This is a genomic window from Serratia sp. A07, from assembly GCF_058725505.1.
The window spans coordinates 348072-369750 of the sequence record NZ_JBZXDO010000001.1; the positions used below are offsets into that span (position 1 = coordinate 348072).

The 21679-nt window shown below is 62.8% G+C and carries 12 protein-coding genes and 1 pseudogene; 4 read left to right on the forward strand and 9 right to left on the reverse strand.

Going from position 1 to position 21679, the window contains the following annotated elements; translation table 11 throughout:
* Positions 1–41: 41 nt before the first annotated feature.
* A pseudogene (locus tag AC4PR2_RS01760) lies at positions 42–8693 on the reverse strand (non-ribosomal peptide synthetase); the annotation flags it as partial.
* A gap of 527 nt (positions 8694–9220) precedes the next feature.
* Between AC4PR2_RS01760 and pqqU the strand changes: the two are divergent.
* The 4 genes from pqqU to AC4PR2_RS01780 all read left to right on the forward strand — a co-directional run bounded on the left by pqqU (position 9221) and on the right by AC4PR2_RS01780 (position 14476).
* A complete protein-coding gene (gene pqqU / locus AC4PR2_RS01765; RefSeq protein WP_492174846.1) occupies positions 9221–11365 on the forward strand; it encodes a TonB-dependent receptor PqqU in 2145 nt (714 codons plus the stop codon).
* Between the two features lie 147 nt (positions 11366–11512).
* A complete protein-coding gene (locus AC4PR2_RS01770) occupies positions 11513–13885 on the forward strand; it encodes a glucose/quinate/shikimate family membrane-bound PQQ-dependent dehydrogenase (protein ID WP_492174847.1) in 2373 nt (790 codons plus the stop codon).
* 229 nt (positions 13886–14114) lie between these two features.
* Positions 14115–14300 (forward strand): hypothetical protein, encoded by a 186-nt coding sequence (locus tag AC4PR2_RS01775; protein ID WP_038872209.1) that lies wholly within the window; start codon positions 14115–14117, stop codon positions 14298–14300.
* A complete protein-coding gene (locus AC4PR2_RS01780) occupies positions 14297–14476 on the forward strand; it encodes a hypothetical protein (protein WP_164268045.1) in 180 nt (59 codons plus the stop codon). The genes AC4PR2_RS01775 and AC4PR2_RS01780 overlap by 4 nt, the downstream gene beginning before the upstream one ends.
* Positions 14477–14520: 44 nt before the next feature.
* Here the strand turns inward: AC4PR2_RS01780 and AC4PR2_RS01785 are convergent, their stop codons facing one another.
* The 8 genes from AC4PR2_RS01785 to AC4PR2_RS01820 all read right to left on the reverse strand — a co-directional run bounded on the left by AC4PR2_RS01785 (position 14521) and on the right by AC4PR2_RS01820 (position 21666).
* A complete protein-coding gene (locus tag AC4PR2_RS01785) occupies positions 14521–15126 on the reverse strand; it encodes a helix-turn-helix transcriptional regulator (RefSeq protein WP_084827590.1) in 606 nt (201 codons plus the stop codon).
* Positions 15127–15247: 121 nt separating this feature from the next.
* Positions 15248–16090, reverse strand: a complete 843-nt coding sequence (locus AC4PR2_RS01790; protein ID WP_492174848.1) for an MrpH family fimbial adhesin — start codon at positions 16088–16090, stop codon at positions 15248–15250.
* 39 nt (positions 16091–16129) lie between these two features.
* Positions 16130–16684, reverse strand: coding sequence for a fimbrial protein (locus tag AC4PR2_RS01795; protein ID WP_492174849.1), 555 nt, complete (start codon positions 16682–16684; stop codon positions 16130–16132).
* Between the two features lie 14 nt (positions 16685–16698).
* Positions 16699–17190 (reverse strand): fimbrial protein, encoded by a 492-nt coding sequence (locus AC4PR2_RS01800; RefSeq protein ID WP_443014412.1) that lies wholly within the window; start codon positions 17188–17190, stop codon positions 16699–16701.
* A gap of 15 nt (positions 17191–17205) precedes the next feature.
* A complete protein-coding gene (locus tag AC4PR2_RS01805) occupies positions 17206–17685 on the reverse strand; it encodes a fimbrial protein (protein WP_337046622.1) in 480 nt (159 codons plus the stop codon).
* 9 nt (positions 17686–17694) lie between these two features.
* The gene (locus AC4PR2_RS01810) at positions 17695–18303 is read right to left on the reverse strand and encodes a fimbrial protein (RefSeq protein WP_060420492.1); all 609 of its coding nucleotides are present in this window, start codon (positions 18301–18303) and stop codon (positions 17695–17697) included.
* A 30-nt stretch (positions 18304–18333) separates the two neighbouring features.
* Positions 18334–19092, reverse strand: coding sequence for a fimbria/pilus periplasmic chaperone (locus tag AC4PR2_RS01815; protein WP_141959637.1), 759 nt, complete (start codon positions 19090–19092; stop codon positions 18334–18336).
* A 33-nt stretch (positions 19093–19125) separates the two neighbouring features.
* Complete coding sequence (locus AC4PR2_RS01820) at positions 19126–21666, reverse strand: outer membrane usher protein (RefSeq protein WP_492174850.1); 2541 nt, start codon at positions 21664–21666, stop codon at positions 19126–19128.
* Between the last annotated feature and the right edge of the window lie 13 nt (positions 21667–21679).

The following is a 21679-nucleotide window of genomic DNA, read 5'->3' on the forward strand; positions in this document are numbered from 1 at the left end:
AACTTCTCTTCGGTCAGCGACGGATTGCGGTAATAGCCGCGCGCCACGCCGGCCCCACCGATGTATTGCTCTCCCGGCAAGCAAGGCGGCAGTACGCGCTGATGGCGATCCAGCACGTAAAAGCGCTGATGCGCCATCGCCTGGCCGTAAGGCACGCTGGGCGCCAGGATCGGCGTTTCCGGGATGTCGTACAGGATCGACCAAATGGAGCTCTCGGTCGCGCCCCCGGCGCTGACGATCCGGCACCCTGGCCGCCATTGGCGAATACGCGCCGGCAGTTGGCGGGAGATCACCTCGCCCACCAGCACCACATTGCGCAGCTGCGGCCACTACGCCTGCGACGCGGCGGACTCCAACTGCTCCACCAGCAGCGTCATCACTGAAGGCGCGGAATTCCAGAAGGTTACGCCCTGGGTCATCAACAGCCGATGCCAGGCCTCAGGCTGGTAGCGTTCGGTTTCGGACGGCATCACTATGGCGCCCCCCACCGACAGCAGGCCGAAAATATCGAACACCGAAATGTCGAAACTCAACGCGCTGAGCGCCAACCCGCGATCGTCCGCGCCGAGTTCCAGCTGGTGCAACGTATCGATGATGCTGTTCACCGCGCCGCGATGTTCTATCGCCACCCCTTTCGGCGCGCCGGTAGAGCCGGAGGTGAAGATCACATAGGCCAGCGCGGAAGGTGCCGGCAAAACAGCCTCGCCCGGCGGAGCCGGCGGCAACTCCATGACGGCTCCCTGCGGATCGATCGTCAACAGCCTGGCCTCGCCGCTGGCCCCCCACTCCCGGCTGCTCAAAATCACCCGGGTCTGCGACTGCGCGACGATATCGAGGCGGCGGCGTTCCGGCCAGGCGCCGTCCAGCGGCAAATAGGCCTTGCCGGCCATCAGAATCGCCAGCACCGCAATGATCTGCGCCCGCCCTTTGTCCACCATCACTGCGATGGTCTCGGCGCGCATGTCCGCGTGCTCACGCAGCTGCAACGACAGCGTCAGCGCCCGCCGATACAGCTCACCGTAGCTCAGCTCGCCCCATTCATCGACGATTGCCACCCGCTGCGGATCGCGCTCAGCCTGGCGGATGAAGTCATGATGGATGGCGCGTTCGAAATCGTAGGCCGGCGGACAGGATTGATGGAAGGCGCGCTGCCGCGCCATTTCACTCTCCGAGATCAGCGCCAACTGGCTGACGCGCTGCTCCCCGTGATTGACGATCTGCGTGAGGATCGTCAGATAATACTCCCCCAGCAGCGCCAGCGTAGCCGGTGCAAACAAGGCGGTGGCATAGTTGAAGATCGCCCGCCCGCCCTGCGGCGCCGACTGGATGCTCAGCGTCAAATCGAATTTGGCCGCCAGGTAGTGCGCCAGCAGATCCTGCGGCGCCAGCCAGGCCGGCGCGGCCCCCGCCTCCTCCAGCGCGAACAGCGCCTGGAACAGCGGATGGCGCGACAGATCGCGCGGCACCTGCAGCAGTTCGATCAGCTGATCCAACGGCAAATTCTGATACCGCTGCGCCTGCAGCACGCCGTCAAAGACGCGATGCACATAATCGTTCAGCGACGCCGCATCGTCTATTTGCGAGCGCAGCGGCAGCGTGTTGACGAAGAATCCGATCGCTGAGCGGGTCTCTGCCGCCGGTCGGTTGGCAACCGGCGTACCGACCAGAATGTCTTGCTGGCCGCTGAAGTAACCGAGCAGCAAATTAAAGGCCGCAAGATACAGCGCAAACGGCGTGACGCCCTGCTGCCGGGCGAACTGCGCCGCCTGCACCACCAGCGCCTCCGGCAGCGCGATGACGTGGTTGGCGCCACGATGATCGAAGCGAGCCGGCCGCACGAAATCGAGCGGCATTTCCAGCGCCTGCCACCCCGCCAGGGCTTGGCGCCAATAGGCTTTCGCCTCATCCGCCTGAACGGAATCCAGCCAGCGCCGCTGCCAGACGGCATAGTCGCCATAGTGCAACGGCAACGCCGCCAGCCCGGCCTCTCGCCCTTGCCGCTGCGCCTGATACAGCACGTCCAGCTCCTGCAGCAGCACCGGCTGCGACCAGCCGTCAAACGCCAGGTGATGCACCAGAATCAGGCTGTAATTCACCCACCCGCCATCCGGCTGCGCCACCCGGTAAACGGCCGCCCTGATCGGCAATTCCGCCCCCAGCGCGAACGGCCGGTCGATATCCTGCCGCAGCCTGTCCGGCCAGTGCGCCGCCTCCAACGTCACGCGCTCCAGCGAAAGCGTCAGTTCACAGGCTCGGGATACGGCGCTTTGGGATGGCATCTGGACAATCAGGCTGTGTAAAACCTGATGCCGGGCGACGACCGCCTGTAAACTGCGCTCGTAAGCCGCCAGACACACCTCGTCGCCGAGACGGAACAGCATCGGCACATGGTAAAGATTGCCGCCGCCGTTCAGATTCTCGATAAACCACAGCTGCAGCTGTGAAGAAGAGAGCGGATACTCGCGTTGCCGCAGCGGCGGGATCGACACCGGCGCGGCGCCCTGCTCCTGTTGCTGCAACGCGCGACACAGCGAACGGATCGTCGGGAACCGCCCCAACTCGCTCAGCGTTACCTCACGCGCCAGCCGCCGGCCGATCTGATAACAGGCCTGAATAGCCAGAAGAGAGTTGCCCCCCAGCGAGAAGAAGTTGTCCTCCACGCCGATATCCTGCCGCTGCAGCAAATCGCGCCACACCGCCAGACAGGCGTTCTCCCATTCGCCCTGCGCCGCGACGAACTCACGCACCGCCCTTTCCGGCTGCGGCAAGGCCTGTCGGGCTATCTTGCCGTTTTCGGTCAGCGGCAGCTGCGCCAGCTGCATCAGCGCCTGCGGCACCATGTACGGAGGCAGTTGGCTGCTCAAGTGCTGAGCCAGCGCCTGGGGGGCGATCGTCTCATCGGCAACGTAGTACGCGGCCAGGCAGGGCTGCGGTTGCGTGACGAGCACGCAGCAACAGGCGGTCACGCCCGGATAGGTGAGCACCGCATGTTCTATCTCCCCCAGCTCGATGCGATAGCCGTTCAGCTTGATCTGCTGATCGAGGCGCCCCATGAACTCCACGTTGCCATCCTCCAGCCATCGGCCCGCGTCGCCGGTGCGGTACACCCGCTCCTGCAGCTCGTCATGCCAGAAAAAACTCTCGGCGGTGCGTTGCGGATCGCCGTAATACCCGCGCGCCAGGCCCTCACCCGCCAGATAGATTTCCCCTCGCACCCCCGGCGCGGCGGGCCGTCGCCCGGCGTCCAGGATATAGCAACGCTGGTGCGGCAACGGTTTGCCGTAAGGAATGCTGACCGACCGAATGTTCTGACCGCGCGGGACCTCGTACAGCATGGTGAAGATCGCCGCCTCCGTCGCGCCGCCGGCGCTGCAAAAACGGCCGTGCGGCGCCCAGGCCAGGCAGCGTTCCGGCAGCGAGGTGGCGATCCAATCGCCCCCCACCATCACCGCCCGCAGCGCCGGTGCCGGCCCTGCCGTTAACCCCGCGCCGTTCACGTAATCCAGCAACAGCTCCATCAGCGCCGGTGCGCTCAGCCATTGCGTCACCCGATGGGCCATCATCAATTGATACCAGGCCTGCGGATTGCTCCTGTCCCGCTCGGCCGGCATCACGACCGCACCGCCGGCGCTCAGCGGGCTGAAAATGTCGAAGATCGCCAGATCGAAGCTCAACGCGCTGAGGGCCAGGCTGCGATCCCGCTCGTTGAGGCCGAAATACCGCCGCACGCCCTCCAGCATGTTCACCGCGCTGCGATGTTCGATCGCCACGCCCTTCGGTGTGCCGGTCGATCCTGAGGTGAAAATGATATAGGCCAGGCTGTCAGGCCCGGCATCCAGCGCCGGCAGGCGCTGTTCCGGCAGCGGCAGCTGCGCCGCCAGCCCTGCGGCATTCAGTTCGATCAGGTTGATCTCGGCGCAGGCCCAGGGCGCATCGCTGAGCAGCGTATTGATGCCGGCCTGCGCCATCACTTTCAGCCGCCGCTGCGGTGGCCATGCCGCCTCCATCGGCAAGAACGCCTTACCGCACATCAGCGCCGCCAGCAGGGCTACCGGCTGCCGGCGCCCTTTGTCGGCGATGACGGCGATGGCGTCGCCGGTCACCCGTCCTTGCACGCGCAGCTGAGTGGCCAGCGTCAACGCCGCCTCGTGCAGCTCACCGTAAGTCATCTCCCCCTGCTCGTCGACAACCGCCACCGCCTGCGGACTGCGCCGCGCATGCTGCACGAAATCCTGTTGCAGGCTGCGTTCAAACGCATAGCCGAAGGGGGATCCGGCCGGTAGCGCCTGGCTTTGCGGTTGCAAGCGGATGTTTTCCAGCGGCCAGTCGTCGTGGTGAGCCATCTGCTGCAATACGGCGAGATAGTAACCGGCCAGCCGATCCATCGACGCCTTGCTGAACAACGCCGAAGCGAAGTTGAAGCGCGCACGCATCTGCTCGCCCTGCGGCGTCAGCGTGAGCGTCAGGTCGAACTTGGCGGTGCGCTCATAAGCGCTCAGATCGACCACCGACAGCCAGTCCGGGCGCGCCTGCGCGCCGCCCTCGCTCTCCAGCGCGAACATGACCTGGAACAGCGGATGGCGAGAAAAATCGCGCGGCAGCGCCAGATCGTCCACCAGCGCTTCCAGCGACAGCGTCTGATGCTGCTGCGCCTGCAGCGTCGTGGCCGCCACCTGCCGCACAAACTCGGCGACGCGATGACGCGGATCGAGCCGCCGGCGTAAAGGCAGCGTATTGACGAAGAACCCAATCAGATTCTCCAGTTCGGGGCGGTTGCGGTTCGCCAGCGGCGTACCGACCATGACATCGTTCTGGCCGCTGTAGCGGGACAACAGCAGCATGAACCCCGCCAGCATCACCGCATGCAGCGTCACCCCCTCTCTGCGTGCCAGCGCATCCAGCGCCTTCACCAGCGCCGCCGGCAACGGTACTTCGCTGTTGTCACCGCGCTCGTCGAAGACCGCCGGCCGCAAAAAGTCCAACGGCAGATCGAGTTGCTGGCAACCTGCCAGCGCTTGCCGCCAAAAGGCCAATTCGTCCGCCCGGCGCTGCACATTTTCCGGCGCTTGTTGCCAGCACGCATAGTCGAGGTATTGCAACGCCGGCTCTGTCGCCTCACGCCACGTCCCGCGATAGCGCGCGTCCAATTCCTGCAGCAGCACCTCAAGCGACCAGCCGTCAAAGACGATGTGATGGAACACCAACAGGCAAACGGTCGTTTCCCGCTCCGCCGCATCGCGGTAACGGTAGCGCGTGGCGCGCAGCGGCAGCTCGCGCGTCAAATCCATCGGCTGGCTGCAGGCTTGCGCCAGCGCAGCGTCAAATTCATCGGCACTCAGCGTCAGCAAAGGTACCGGCAGCACGGTGTCGCTGACCCACTGACTGGCTTCGCCCCGGTCATTCTGGCGGATCAGGCTGCGCAAGATCTGGTGGCGCTCGACGATCGCCTGCAGACACGCCGCAAAGCGTTCGTCATCGACATCCGGCGGCAGCCGCAGCAGCACCGGCGACAGATAATGCGTGGCATTCACCGACAGTTGCTGAACAAACCACAGCCGCGACTGCTGAAGCGACAGCGGCGCCTCCCGCAGCCCGCCGGAGAGGATCGGCAGCTCATCCGGCGGCGCCTGCCGTTGGGCGGCGATGTGCTCGCTCAATGCGGCCACCGTCGGATGCTGATTCAACGTCAGTACCGAGATCTTTGCCCCCGGCAGTTTATTCACTTCGTGGCACAGCCTGATGGCCATAATGGAGTTGCCGCCGAGGCGGAAGAAGTTGTCGTCCACGCCAACATCGCCCCCCAGCAGCCGGTTGAACAGCGCCGACAGACGGGTCTCCAGCGGCGTGCCCGGCCGGCGAAACGCCGTTTGCGGCTCGACCGGCAGCGGTTCCGGCAATGCCCGGTAATCGATCTTGCGGCTCACCGTCAGCGGCAGCGCCGCCAGCGCCCGCATCGCCGAAGGCAACATGTAGTGCGGCAGCTGCGCCGCCAGGCGTTGCAAGATGTCGCCGGCCTCCGGCTCCGCGCCAGCTTGCGGCACATACCAAGCCGCCAGCTGGTCCGTAGTGCCGGGACGCAGACTCACCACCGCCTCGGCCACCTCAGGCAGCGCACGCAGCTGCATTTCTATTTCGCCCAATTCGATGCGATAGCCGTTGATCTTGATTTGCTGATCGTGCCGCCCGAGATACTCCAGACCGCCGTCGGCCAAGCGCCGCACTCTGTCACCGGTGCGATACAGGCGCCGGTACGGTTCCCGCAGTTCAAATGGGTTGGCGACGAACGTGGACGCCGTCAGCGCCGGCAGGTTCAGGTATCCCCGCGCCAACCCCACGCCGGCCAGGCACAGCTCGCCTTCTACGCCCAACGGTAACAAATTATCTTTCTCGTCAATCACATAACAACGCATATTGGCGATAGCGTGGCCGATATTGCGCGCGCCGTTGCGGCGATAGATGTTCAGGCTAGCGCTGACCGAGGCTTCGGTCGGGCCATACATGTTGGCGACCTGCATGCCGCTGGCCAGGTAATGGTCGAGCGCTTCCTGCGCGGTCGCCTCACCGCCGGTCGCGAGATAGCGCACCGAAGCCGGTAGTTCAGGGAAGGTGCCAAGCAGCGCCGGCGGCAGGAAGCAGGCCTCGATGCCCCAGGCCGCCATCTGTTCGCACAACTGCGCCGGATCCCGTCGCTGCGCTTCGCTCGCGATGAACAGCCGGTAGCCGTTGTCCAGGGCCACGAACACTTCGAAGACGTGCGCGTCAAATGCCAGCGACGCGAACTGCAGGCAGTTGAGCGCATCCGGCTCATTGCGCAGCAAACGCTGCGTGTGGCCCCGCACCATATTGGCCGCGCCCCGGTGTTCGCACAGCGTGCCTTTTGGCCGCCCGGAAGTGCCGGAGGTGTAAATCACGTAGGCCAACTGCCGGGCGTCCACACTCGGCAAGGCTGCGGCATCCACGTCGGCGAGCGGTTCATCCGCCGACAGGCAAAAACCGCCCGGCGCCAATCGCTGCGCCGCAGCCTGCAACGCGTTTTCGGTCAAGACGATCGGGCTGTTGACCTCTTGCAGGATATAATCCAGCCGCTGCGCCGGCGCGGCGGGATCCAGCGGCACATAGGCACCGCCTGCCTTCATGATGGCCAGCATCGCCACCACCGCCTCCGCGCTGCGCTGCAGATACAGCGGGATCAGCGTCTCCGGCGGCATGGCCACGCCGCACAGCCGTTGATACTCCGCCCGCAGCCGCCGCGCCAGACGATCGCTGCGCTGCGCCAGCTGGCGGTAGCTGAGCGATCCTTTGGCATCGGTCACGGCGACGCGATCCGGGTGACGGTGCGCCTGTCTGGCCACGCCCTCGAGCAGCGTCGCTTCCGCATCGGCCGTTACCGGCCCGCTCTCCCAGCCGTCGCGGCAGCGTAAAACCTGCTGCGCCGTCAGCTGCGGCCAAGCGGCAATCGGCGCGTCCGGTTCGGTTAACGCGCGCTGCAACAGCCAGAGATACTGCTCCGCCATCTCCGTCATTTGGGTCGCGTCGAACAGATCGGGGCGGTAGCGCAGGCGAAACTCAAAGGCCTGCTCGGTAGGCTGGTACTCCAGCAGCAGTTCCGAACCGGCCAGATCGACGTTGAAGCGATGATTGACGCCGATGCGACAACCGTCGAGCGCCAGCGGCGCATCTTTCAGGTAAGCCTGGGTAAAGTTGACGTTCAGCTGACGCACCGGGCTGAGGCTCAGCATGTCATAAACCGGCAACTGGCTGTGCCGCAGCTTGCCTGCCGCCTTGAGCGCTTTGCTGTAGGCCAGCGTCGCGCGGTACAGCTGATTGAACGTGGCCCCCGGGGCGAGGGTCAAGGGGAACACGGCGGTATTGACCTGTGCGCCGAAGCACAGCGCCTCGCCGCCCTCCGGCGCGACGGGATAACCGATATGCACCGTTTCCTGCGCGGATTGCCGGGCGATCAGCAACGCCCACAGCGTTTTGAATATCAGGAAAGGATTGGCATACCTGACGCCGGATTTCAGCGCCTGCCACTCGGCGAACGGTAACCTAAAGCGCACTTCACCGGCGCCAGGCGCTTCGGGGGCTGCGCCGGGAAGATAAGGCAACGCCACGCGCGGAGCGCATTCAGCCAGCAGGTTACCCCAGAATGACGCAGAGCCGAACTCGTGCTTCAACGTCGCGACATCCGCCTCATAACGCTCGTACAATGTGCAGATGTCCGTTTCATCCGCCTGCAGCGGCGCCACCGCCGCGCCGCGATTGTAATAGGCGGAAACGGCGCTGTAGAACTCCTGCCCCGACAGGCCGTCGATCAGGATGTGATGAACGACAATGATCAGGTTATAGCGCTGAGGGGCCAGCTCAATCAGGTAGAAGCGGCACAGCGGCCCTTCCCGGAGATCGAACGGCGTGTTGATTAACTTACCGATATCACAATCGGCATCGAGCGTTTCCAACGCAATTTTTTTCGCCGTCTTTACCCAGCGCAGTGGCGAGGAACTGTCATCCAAAACGTGGTGAAACAGAATATAGTCCCGGCAAACCCCGTCGATCGCCGCGCGCAATCGTCCGACGTCCAGCTCTCCCTCAATCGTCTGATCCAGCACCAGGTTGTACTCGCAGGAGTGTGGATTGAGCACGTACTCATTCCAAAACGTGTGGGTATAGGGTGAAGCGATGAGCACGTTCATAAAGCAATTCCCTTTTAATATATTCCAAAAATATATCAACCACTACTTATGCATTAAATAAATAGCGTGGCCGTTATGCGATTGAGCTGTTAGCTGAAAAACTAAAAACATAAGTGCGAATATTATTTTATTTTTATAAAAAATAAAGCCACAAAAATACAAATAAATAAAAATCATAAAAAACAATTAATTAGGATTGATTTTGATTTTCCATCAATGGATTAACCACATTGCATTCATTAATAAAATAAATGAAATAAACAAATTAAAAAAACAAATAGGATTATATTTAAGATAAGTAAGGGTAATTTAAAAACGCCCGGCAAATCACTATTGAATAGAGAATTTTCTTAATTAAAAACACACCTCTTTCTGCTGCGCTATTCCAAAGCGCACGATGTCGGAATATCCTATACTCTTTGCAGGATGCAGTTTCCTTCCCATTGAATGCCAGTACAGGGAGTCAAAAATGGCTATTTTCGCCCCTTTGCGGGCAACTCTTTCAGCATTATTGGCAGAATTATCTGATGAATAAAAAACGTCCCGCCTTGACCCCGGCAACCCTGTTATTGCTGCAGCCGATCTGTATCGGCTCGGCCCTGGCGGCGGAGCAAAAAGACAGCGACACCCTGGTGGTGATGGCGCAACCCACCGGATTGACCGAGCTGGGGTCGCCGGTCTCCGTTAGCGTGATCGACGGCGAAACCCTGCGCAACGCCGCGCCGCAGATTAACCTGTCGGAAAACCTCGGCAGCGTGCCGGGCCTGCAGATCCAAAATCGGCAAAACTATGCGCAGGATCTGCAGATGTCGATACGCGGGTTCGGCAGCCGTTCGATGTTCGGCGTGCGCGGGGTGCGCATGTACGTCGACGGCATTCCCGCCACCATGCCCGACGGCCAGGGGCAAACCTCCAATATCGACATCAATTCCGTCGAACGCATCGAGGTGCTGCGCGGCCCTTATTCCGCGCTGTACGGCAACGCCTCGGGCGGGGTTATCAATGTTGATACGATAACCGGCACCCAGCCGCCGACGCTGGAAGCCGGCGGCTATTTCGGCAGTGACAACACATGGCGCTACGGGGTGAAAGCGACCGGCGCCACCGGCGACGGTACCCAGGCCGGCGACGTCAACTACGCCATCTCCGGCACCCGCTTTACCACCCAGGGCTACCGCGATCACAGCGCCGCGCTGAAAAACCTCGGCAACGGCAAGCTCGGCGTGCGGCTGGACGACGTCAGCACCCTGACGCTGATGTTCAACAGCGTCTCGATTGACGCCGGCGATCCGGGCGGCCTGACCGAGGCGGAATGGAAGGCCAACCCGCGCCAGGCGCCGCGCGCGGATCAATACAACACCCGCAAATCGCTCGACCAGACCCAGGCCGGCCTGCGCTATCAACGCCAGATGAGCGAGCGCGATGAACTGACCCTGACCGCCTACCACGGCGAGCGCCACACCACGCAATACCAATCAATCCCGATGGGGCCGCAGCTCAACCCCACCCACGCCGGCGGGGTGATCGTGCTGGAAAGAAAATATCAGGGCATTGACACTCGCTGGAAGCATGAGGATACTCTCGCATCGTTACCGGTAACACTGATCGGTGGTCTGGATTATGAAACCATGACCGAACGCCGCCAGGGGTTCGAAAACTTTATTCTGCGAGACGGCACAGTGGACTACGGCGAGAAAGGCGACCAGCGGCGCAACGAGAAGAACCGCATCTGGAACCTGGATCCTTACCTGCAAACCTCCTGGCAACTGACGCCGCACTGGACGCTGGACGCCGGCCTGCGCTACAGCACGGTCAGCTTCGACTCGACCGACTACTACATCACGCCGCGCAACGGCGACGACAGCGGCAGCAAACGCTACCACCAGTGGCTGCCGATGGGCTCGCTCAACTACAAGATCAATCCGGCGTGGAACGTTTATCTCTCCGCCGGCCGCGGCTTTGAAACCCCCACCATCAACGAGCTCTCCTACCGTCCCGACGGCCAGTCAGGCCTCAACATCGGCCTACAGCCTTCCACCAGCGATACCGTCGAACTGGGCAGCAAACTGCGCCTCGGCAACGGCCTGGTGAGCGCGGCCCTGTTCCAGACCGATACCGATAACGAGCTGGTGGTGGCGGAAAGCAGCGGCGGACGCACCAGCTATGCCAACGCCGGCAAAACCCGGCGGCGCGGCCTGGAGCTGGCGCTGGATCAAGAGTTTGCGCTGGACTGGCGCCTGCATATGGCCTGGACGCTGCTGGACGCCACCTACCGCAGCGATATGTGCGGCAAAGCCGTTTGTACCCCGGCCCAGACCATTCCCGCCGGCAATCGCCTGCCGGGCATCGCGCGCAACATGGGCTACGCTTCGCTGGCCTTTGCGCCGCCGGAAGGCTGGCACGCCGGCGCGGAGCTGCGCTACATGAGCGACATTCAGGCCAACGACGCCAACAGCGCGCAGGCCCCCTCTTACACCGTGGCCGGCGTAAACGCCGGCTATCGCTTTACCTGGAACCGCTGGGCGCTGGACGTGTTCAGCCGGGTAGATAACGTGTTCGATCGCCGTTACGTCGGTTCGGTGATCGTCAACGAAGGCAACGGCCGCTATTTCGAGCCGGCGCCGGGTCGCAACTGGGGTGGCGGCGCCACCTTGTCTTACCGCTTTGAATAAGGCAAAGCACCTTAAGGTTAAAAGACGGGATGGGTTTTACGTCACCCTAGCGGCTTCCCGCTGAAATATTAGGGAGAAACCGCGTGTTTTTACCGATTTGGCTTAATCTCTAAATCGGGGACTTTCATTTTTGGTAAGGGTATTGCTATGCAAAATAAAGCGTCACTATCGCCGCTTATCGTCATAACGGCGCTGTTTGCCGCCCTGAGCGGGCTTTATCTGCTCGGCGGCGGCATTTGGCTGGCCAAGTTGGGCGGTTCGCTGTATTACATCATCGCCGGGCTGGTGCTGCTGGCGACCTCTTGGCTGCTGTTCCGCCGCCGCGCCACTGCGCTGCTGCTGTATGCCGTGTTCCTGTTGGGCACCACCGTTTGGGCCTTGTGGGAAGTCGGCCCGGACTTCTGGGCGTTGACGCCGCGTCTGGACGTCACCTTCTTCTTCGGCCTGTGGCTGGTATTGCCGTTTATCTACCGTAAGCTGGTGGCCAACGGCAAGTTCGCCTACGGTGCGCTGAGCGCAGCGCTGGTCATCACCGTCATTGCGCTGGCCTATGCCGTGTTCAACGATCCGCAAGAGATCAACGGCACCCTCGACGCCGCGCAGGTACAGCCTAAAGACACCACCGGCGCCGACTGGCCGGCCTATGGCCGCACCCAGGAAGGCACCCGTTACTCGCCGCTGAGCCAGATCAACGACAAAAACGTTGGCCAGCTGCAAGAGGTTTGGCGTTTCCAGACCGGCGATCTGAAGACCGCCAACGATCCGGGTGAAATCACCAACGAAGTCACGCCGATCAAGATCCGCGATACCCTTTACATGTGTACGCCGCACCAGAAGCTGTTTGCGCTGGATGCCGCCACCGGTAAAGAAAAATGGAAGTTTGATCCGCAGCTGAAGTACAACCCGACCTTCCAGCACATCACCTGCCGTGGCGTGTCTTACCACGAAACCGCTGCCGCCGCAGACGCTGCCGGCAACGCAGCACCGGCGATGTGCGCACGCCGCATCATTCTGCCGGTCAACGACGGCCGCCTGTTCGCGCTGGACGCCGAAACCGGCAAACCGTGCCCGGACTTCGCCAACAACGGCGAACTGAACCTGCAGAGCAACATGCCGTATGCGACGCCGGGCCACTACGAGCCGACTTCGCCGCCGGTGATCACCGATATAGTGATCGTCGTCGCCGGCGCCGTGACCGACAACTACTCCACCCGCGAGCCTTCCGGCGTGATCCGCGGCTTCGACGTCAACAGCGGCAAGCTGCTGTGGGCCTTCGATCCGGGCGCGAAAGATCCGAACGCCATTCCGGCGGACGAGCATCACTTCGTGCCGAACTCGCCGAACTCCTGGGCACCGGCCGCCTATGACGCCAAGCTGGATATCGTCTATCTGCCGATGGGCGTCGCCACGCCGGACATCTGGGGCGGCAACCGCACCCCGGAAATGGAGCGCTACGCCAGCGGCCTGTTGGCGCTGAACGCCTCCACCGGCAAGCTGGCCTGGTTCTATCAGACGGTCCACCATGACCTGTGGGACATGGACGTGCCGGCGCAGCCGACCCTGGCGGACATTACCGACAAGAGCGGTAAAAAAGTGCCGGTCATCTATGTGCCGACCAAAACCGGCAACATCTTCGTGCTGAACCGCACCAACGGCGAACTGGTGGTGCCGGCGCCGGAGAAACCGGTACCGCAGGGGCCGGCCAAAGGCGATCGCCTGTCACCGACCCAGCCGTTCTCCGAGCTGACCTTCCGCCCTGAGAAGAAACTGACCGGTGCAGACATGTGGGGCGCGACCATCTATGACCAGCTGGTCTGCCGCGTGATGTTCCACAGCCTGCGTTATGAAGGCACCTTCACCCCGCCTTCCGAGCAGGGCACGCTGGTGTTCCCGGGTAACCTCGGCATGTTCGAGTGGGGCGGCCTGGCCGTCGATACCGATCGCGAAATCGCCATCGCCAACCCAATCGCGCTGCCGTTCGTGTCCAAACTGATCCCGCGCGGCCCAGGCAACCCGATTGAGCCGCCGGAAGGCGACAAGGGCGGCAGCGGTACCGAAACCGGTATCCAGCCGCAGTATGGCGTGCCGTTCGGCGTCACGCTGAATCCGTTCCTGTCACCGTTCGGCCTGCCGTGCAAACAGCCGGCCTGGGGTTACATTTCCGCCGTTGATCTGAAAACCAACGACATCGTGTGGAAAAAACGCATCGGCACCGTGCGCGACAGCTCCCCGCTGCCACTGCCGTTCAAAATGGGCATGCCGATGCTGGGCGGCCCGGTGACCACCGCCGGTAACGTGTTCTTCATCGGCGCCACCGCAGACAACTACCTGCGCGCCTTCAGCGTGACCAACGGTGAGAAACTGTGGGAAGCACGCTTGCCGGCCGGCGGCCAGGCGACGCCGATGACCTATGAGGTCAACGGTAAGCAGTACGTCCTGATCTTCGCCGGCGGCCACGGTTCCTTCGGCACCAAGCTGGGCGACTATGTGGTCGCTTACGCGCTGCCCGATCAGAAGTAACCGCCACCGGTAATACCCTGCAAAGCACGCCGCAAGGCGTGCTTTTTCTTTTTACGCCCCGCCTGATGCGCCGCCCGCAATACCCTTAATTTTTTCATTTTCATTATTGATAATAATTATCATTCGCAATATTATGAATGCGTGGCCCCGGCAGTGGCCCGCAATCCTTCTCCACCTTAATGGGCAATATGGCAGTTGGCCGCCTGCGGGCGGCCCTATTCGGAGGCGCATGGTCGACCACACGCAAAGACACCAAAAGAAGATCCTGCAAGCGGCGGTGAAGACGCGGCGCGCCGGCCTGCCGTTCGAGCCGGCTCCCCCCGTCCATTCGCCCTTTGTCGGGCTTCCCCATCAAACAGAGGCCGTGCTGGTGCACCTGATCGGCCAAGATGACCCACAGGAGCCGCCGGAATGAATGTGCAGCCTTTTACCGCCATGCTGATGTTTGCCTACGTGCTGCTGATGGTGCCGCTGCTCTACGTCATCGACAGCCGTCTGAGCGCCGGCAAGCTGGTGCGCAAAGCCACCCAGAACGTCATCATCATCGTGTTGACGCTGTTGTTCTTCAGCGCGATGACCCTGCTGTATTGACGCCGCAGCGGCTCAGGCGTAGGTCTGGCGCCTGAGCCGCGCCGTCACCCTCGCGGCCGCTCTACGGTTTTCAACCCGCCCATTCGCAGCCAGTGGTAGAGATCCGCGTTGCGTTTGAAACCCAGTTTTCTCATCGCCGCCTGTTTGTGGTTGCTAACGGTTTTCACGCTCAGGTGCAGGTTGCGCGCAATGGTGGTCTGCGGCAATTCACAGGCCAGATAGCGCATCACGTCCTGCTCGCGGCGGGTAATGCGCTGCCGTTCGCACCAATGGCAGCGGTGCGCTGCCCCGCTTTGCGCCCGCGCCGCCAGCGCCAGGTCCAGCTGTCTGACTACGCTGTCCGGCGAGTCATTGCGGAAGATCACCCCCGTTTCGCTGATGCAACGCGGCTTATCGCGCCAGCGAATATCGCCCGGCTCACGCAGCGCAAAGTTGATCGGTCGGCTGCCGCTCACTGAACGCAGGCAGAAACGCGCCTGCCAGTCTCGCTCCACGGACTGGAACACCATATCCGCCCGATGCGCCTGTGCGGCGTCCAGCAGCTGAACCCGCATGCCGCAGCGCGAGAAATACGCCAGCAGCAGCCGCTGCAATCCTTCAATAAAGAAACGGTCATTATCGATAAACGCCAGAGTGATGGTGCTTTCCATCGGCACGCTCCCTTTGAAATAATCCTTCCCGGCCGCCGCCGAGCGTGAGTCATCCCCCCGATGGCGGGCGGCTCAACGACATAACGCGGTATCGCGACGGCGCGCGGCGCGGGTAATGCGGCTACGGCAGCGCCAGAATGGCGACCGATTGGCCCGAGTAATCGCCGGCCTTGACCGTTCCGGTCACGCCGAGCGTGGAAGTGATTGGCACCGTAACCCCGCGCGTATCCGCAGTGAACTGGTAACCCAGGTTGCCCAGAGCGCCATTGATGCGTAGCGTGCTGTAAACGCCGGAGTTCCCCAGATCCAGGCGGCCATTGCTGCCGACGCGGATATACATGACGATGTTCATCTTCTGCGAGCAAACCACGCGCAGGCTGCCACGCGCCGTGTTGCCCACCAGTTCGGTATCCGGCAACACCCCGTGGTTCAGATCGAGCTGTTGCTCATCGATGCCGCACACCCCGACCGGCGGTGGCACGATGCCGCAAACGCTGCTCGGCATCAATCTCGCACTGGCCCCCTGAACAACGGAAGAGGAACTGGTGGTATAAAACAGCCCGACACACTCCTGAGTGATAGCGTCCCCCACATGAGAAGTCGCGCCGACAATCGGCAACGGATAGATGTTTTGGTAGAAGCGGCTGAGTTCGCCCATCGTCCTCAATTGGGTGATCTGTGGGTAGCGCCCTGAGCCGACGATAGAGGTCGACGGTGTCACCGCCGTACTGCCGCCGGTATTGGCACTGGTGTGGCGGTGGTTGATCCCCACCGCGCACATACTTTGCTGGTAACAGGGATTGGGCGACGAATCGTCCGTATCCCAGCTTTCGAGCACAAATTCATAGGACGCGTTGCTGGGGGAGCCGGTGCTCTTGGTCACGTACGAGTATATTTGCGCCGAGCACAGCCCCGGCAGCAGGCCAAGCAGTAAGTACATCCATCTGAAGTGAACACGCTGCATCGCGTCATATCCTTATTCTGTGGTGCCGGAGCCCGGCGCTCATTGGTAATCCAGACTGAAAGTCGCAATGGCGCTGAAAGCGCCGCGACCGATGGTTCGCTTCGCGATCGCTTCCGGTTCGCCGCGCACATAAGCCTGCACGCCGATATCCGTGCTGCCGTTCTGCAACGGGTACTTGCCGCCGGCGCTGTTGAGCGGTAACGGCTGCCCCTGCGGCGTCTCCATGCCGATGGCGATCCCGCGCGCCTGGCTGCTCGCCGCCAGTGCCAGAAGCCCCGGCAGCTGCGCATTCTCCGTGCCTTTGAAGGTGATCGAGACCGTCTTGCCCAGGCTGAGATCGCACTCCGTCAGCCGCAGCTCGAACGGTTGCCCCTGCGTGCGCTGGTTCAGGTACAGGTATTTGTCGACCAGCGTGCCGAAATCCAGCTCGATATCTTCGTCGCCCGGCAGGATGACGCAAGGCTCCGCCACCAGCGCTCCGTGCATGCGCAGGTTGTCCACCGCGTGCGCTGCGCCGTTCACGCCCAGCGTCAGCAACAGCAGGCCGATGGCTCCGTGGCCGCCTGGCCGGCGGCGGGCTTGTATTGTCTTCACGCGCGCCTCCTTGTTCATTGGTAGTCGGCCCGCAGCGTCGCCGCGGCCTCGAATGTGCCTTCCGTCAAAGCTTCGCCCGGTTTGCCGACCGGCACCGCTTCCAGCAACGGCGGTTTGGCGGGATCGACGGGCAGTGCGCTGCCCACTTTGAACGGTTGGGCGTTCTGGTAAATGCGGATCCCCAGAGCGCGCCGATTGGTTTGCACCGCCGCTTCGTCGAACGTCGCGGCGGTGCCGGTCAGGCTCAGCAACATGTCCCATTTGCCGATCCCCGGTTCGCAGCGAATGCGGTAGCCGATGGTTTGTCGGTAGTTCACGCCATCAACCTTGTTGATGCCGACGCGATCGCCGAAGTCCACGTCGATGATCCCGTCGTCGTTAAGGGTGCAGGGCGGCGGCGCGATCAGCGTGCCGCGAAACTGCATGTCGACCGTTTTTTCCGCCCAGGCGAAAGGGCACGCCATCGCGGCGCACAGCAGCACGCTCGCCGTAAAACGTTGTTTCATGCTCTCGCTCCCGCGTTACTGGTAATCCACCTTCATGGTGGCGCCGGCGGTGAACTCGCCCGCCGTCAGCCTGGCGGAAGCCGATTTCACCGGCACCGCCTCAAGCGTCGGCGCGGCCGGATAGGTAAAGCTCAGCCATTGATTGACCGGCCAGCGGCGGCCGCCGTTCAGCAGCGCAATGCCTAGCCCGTCCTTGCTGGTGCGCAGCAGCTGGCCGTCGAAACCGCTCGCCGCCCCCTGCACCTGCAGCTTGAGCCCGTTGCTGCTCTGCCCGCTGCACGTCAGCGTGTAATTCACCGCCCGCCGATAATTGGCGCCGTCGATGCGGGTGGTCATCACCTCATCGCCAAAGTCCACCTCAATCGGGCGCCCGCCGTTGATGATGCAGGGGGGCGAAAGCACGGTGACCCGCACGTTCACCGTGGTCGCCTGCGCCGGCAGTTGGCCCAGCGCCAGCATCCCCGCCAGCCAGAACGCTGTTATCTTCTGTGCCATCGCCTCGCCTCAGTCATAACTCAGCCTAAAATCCACCGTCGCCCGATACGCGCCGGCCATCAGCGGCGCCGCGGTTCGCTCCGGCGTCACGCTGTAGCTCAATGCATCTTGCCCCGGCGTCAACAGCAGCGGTTGCCCGCGGCTGCCCAGACGAACGTCGCGGCCGCGGCCGTCCAGCAGGCGCAGCCCCAGCCCGGTGGTACCCTGCGCTTTCACCAGCTGCGGGTTGTCGCTGTCCGCCGTCGAGCCGAAGCTGACCGTCACCGCCGGCTGATTCGGCGCCCAGGTCAACGCGCCGGTGCGCGCATCACGCTGGCCGCCCGGGGTGCGCAGACAATCCTGCAAGCGCAGTTCGAACGCCACCGGCTGCCCGCGATCGCCGACCTGCCGCAACCGTGCGGTGCCGGTCTCACCCAGCCAGATGTCCTGCCGCGCGCTGGTCATCTCCAACCGGCAGGCGCTCTCCGTCAGCGCGCCATACACCTGCAGCACGCCATTGGCGCCCTCTACCTGCCAGTTGTCCACCTCGTCGGCCTGCGCCGGCGGCATCGCTATCACGCCCAGACTGAGCGCCAGCAGCAACGCGCCTGCGCCGATTTTTTTCCGTTCTCGTTTCATCCTTTACCCCTGAATGGCTCACAGCGCGGGTTATGAAGCCGTCCGTTTCTCCGGCACCACCTTGCAGCTCGTGCCGCTGCAGTTGAAGATCAGCTGCGGCCGGCCACCGTAATCGTTGATGTAGGTCAGCACCGGGCTGCCGCCCAGCGCCGCTGCGCCGACGGTCAGGCTCGCCTGGCTTTTCGGCGCGATCATGAAAGGCTCAAACCCCTTCACGCCCTCGCCGCCCTTTTTGCTGCCCGCATCGACGATGGTGATGTAGTACGGCGTCGGGTTATTGACCTGGTAACGCTCTCCTTGCCGCGTCAGCGTCAGCTGCTCCTGCCACGGCGTCGCCATGTCGGTACGGCTCGGCACGATAGCCGCCGGGCGGTAGAACAGCTTGATGCGCGTCTGCAGCGCGATCTGCAGCGTATTGGGCTTGTTGCTCTTCGGCGGGATCTCGCGCAGGTTGAAGTAGTACAGCGTCTCGCGGTCCTGCGGCAGCTGTTTGGCCGCCGGCAGCGCCTGGATCTTGATCTGGCTCGGTTTGCCCGGCTCGATGCGCTGCACCGGCGGCAACACCACCAGCGGGCTCTGGATCTTGTTGCCCTGCTCGTCCTCCAGCCAGCCCTGCGCCAGGTACGGCAGCTGTTTGTTCTGGTTGCTGAGATTGAGGCTGACCGAGTTCTGGCCGCCGTCGAAGATCACCCGGGTGCGGTCGAGCGCGATCGCCGCCTGCGCGTGCTGCGACACCGTGGCGCCCAGCAGCACGAGCGCCGCCGTGGTTTTCAGAGAAAAAGTTTGCATGTTGTCGATAACTCCAAATTCAGGATGATGAATTTATTCAACCGGCTCCGCCGGCGCCGCGGCGATCGGCCGGCAAGGCAGCAGCAGCGTACGCGTGAGCATGTCGGCCGGCAGCGTGGCAGGCAGCTGCACCTGACACTGCGCCGCGCCGCTCCAGTGAAGCGTCATGATCTCGCCGGCGTTGATGCCGCTCAGGTAGACGCTGCCGCCGTCGTTGACGATGCCGGTTTCTTGTTTACGGGCGTTCAGCACCGTGGCGCCGAACGGCGGCGTGCTGCCGTCCGCCAGTTTGACGATCGCCATTGCCTTCTCGCCGGCGATGACGTCAAACTGACGGTAGCCGATCGCGCCTTCGGTCAGGGTGGCCTGTACCACCGAGCGGGTGGCTTCGGCGTTGTCGCCCAGCTTGTCCAGATCGATGCTGGCCTTGTTGCGGTAGTAGCTGTTGACGTCCGCCACCACCGCCTTGCCGAAGCGGTTGGTGCTGACGGTGCTGCCGTAGCCGCGCACCGGCACCCCGGCCACGCCGTTGGTGTCCAGCAGCAGGCGCGTGCCGCCAATCATGCCGACGCGGTGCAACGCGCCGCCTTCCGGCGTCAGCGTCATGCCGCCCTGCGCGGACAGCCCCACGGCGCTGTAGCGTCCTTCCTGATAGCTGGCGTTGGCGCTCAGGCGCGCCGCATCGCCCTCGTGGTTGTAGTAGCCGCTCAGGTTGGCGCCGCGGCGCGAGCTGCCGGCACTCAGCTGATAGTTGTTGTGCTCATCGACTCGCTGGTAGTACCCCACCCGGTTCGTGTTGTCGTTGCGGTTCACCGTGCTGTTGTAGCTGAGCGTGGCGCCGTTGCCCCACGGCATCGACAGCGACAGGTACACGCCGTCGTCGTTGGTTTCGTTGTAGCGGTTGCGGTAGGCCGACAGCGACAGATTCAGGTTTTTTATCTCGCCGAGATCGAAATAGCGCGACAGCGTCAGGTTGTAACGATCGTTGGACGGACGATCCCAATAGGTCTGGTGGCTGTAGTTGAGATAGCTGCTCAGCCCCCAGTCGCGGAACTGCTTGTTGAAGGTGATGGTGTACATCTCCTTGTTGTTGCCGACCCGGCTGCCGTAATAGCGCGCATCGAGGTATTCGCCCATGCTCATGAAGTCCTCCTCCGAGAAGCGATAGCCTGCGAAGGTGACCTGACTGTCCAGCTCGTCGAAGGTTTTCGAATAACTCACGCGATAAGAGCCGCCGCTCAGCGTTTCATCCCGCTGCGGCAACCGCGCCCGCGACTGGGTGGCGTCGAACGACAGCGCACCGAACATCATCAGATCGCGGCCTATCCCCAGCGACAGCGCGTTATAGTCGCCGCCCAGCAGCGCCCCGCCATACAGCGACCACCCGTTGCTGACGCCCCAGGAGAACTCGCCGGTGCCGAACAGCGGCCCGCGCGAATGGTGCTGCCAGTCCGAAGGTTTGCCGGCGGCCAGCTTGAAGCGCCACGAGCCGGGGCGCGTCAGGTACGGAATACTGGCGGTGTTGACCTTGAACGCCTGCACGCTGCCATCCTGCTCCTCCACCCGCACGTCCAGTTCGCCGCTGATGGCGTCGTTGATGTCCTGAATGCGAAACGGCCCCGCCGCCACCTGAGTTTCATAGATCACCCGCCCCTGTTGGCTGATCGTCACCTTGGCGTTGGTTTTGGCGACCCCGACCACCTCAGGCGCATAGCCGCGCAGGTTAGGCGGCAGCATGTTGTCGTCCGACACCAGGCTCACGCCGGAGAAGCGGAAGCTGTCGAAAATGCCCGAATCCAGATAATCCTCACCCAACGTCAGGCGCGAGCGCAGCGCGGAAACGGCCCTATAGGCGTAGTAACGGCTCCAGTCCAACCGTTTGTCGGTCGATTGCCCGCTGCCGGTCTGATGGTTCACCTGCCCCTGCCAGTCGGCGCGCAGGCGCCAGGCGCCGAGGTTGGCGCCGGCGGTGCCGTTGCCGCTGACGCTGTACCCCCGCGTGCCGCCCTGCTGCTGCTGCCGGCTCTGGGCGTTGACGTTGTAATCGAACAGCAGGCCCGGAATGCCTTCATCCCAACGCGACGGCGGATCCCAGTCTTCCGAGCTGTATTCCAGGTAGGCCTGCGGCACGCTTAAATACAGCGCACCCGTCGCCAGATCGCCGCGCGACACCATCCCTTTCAGGCTGGACTCATCCAGACACTCTCCCTGATGCCACCAGGTGAGCGTTTGCATCGCCGCCGATTTCAGCCCCAGCTGATCGACCAGCGCTTTGCCGACGCAGGCGCGGCTGCCGTCAGGTTCGTTGTCCGGCGGATATAAAGGGATTTTCTGCTCGGGTAACTCGCTTTTATTGAGATGAACCACCATGCTGTAACTTCCCGGCATAATGTATCCACTGCGGGAAAATTGGCTTAGGTCGATATTTTTGCGATCGTTCACGTCCAAAATGTCGGCATTAAACTGAATACCGTCTTCGGCATATACCCACGTTGATGAACTTCCCAGCGCCAGCGTGATACATAACCCCAGCACCTGAAAACGAAATAGCTTCCCAGCAGGCGACAACATCATATCCCTAACCTTA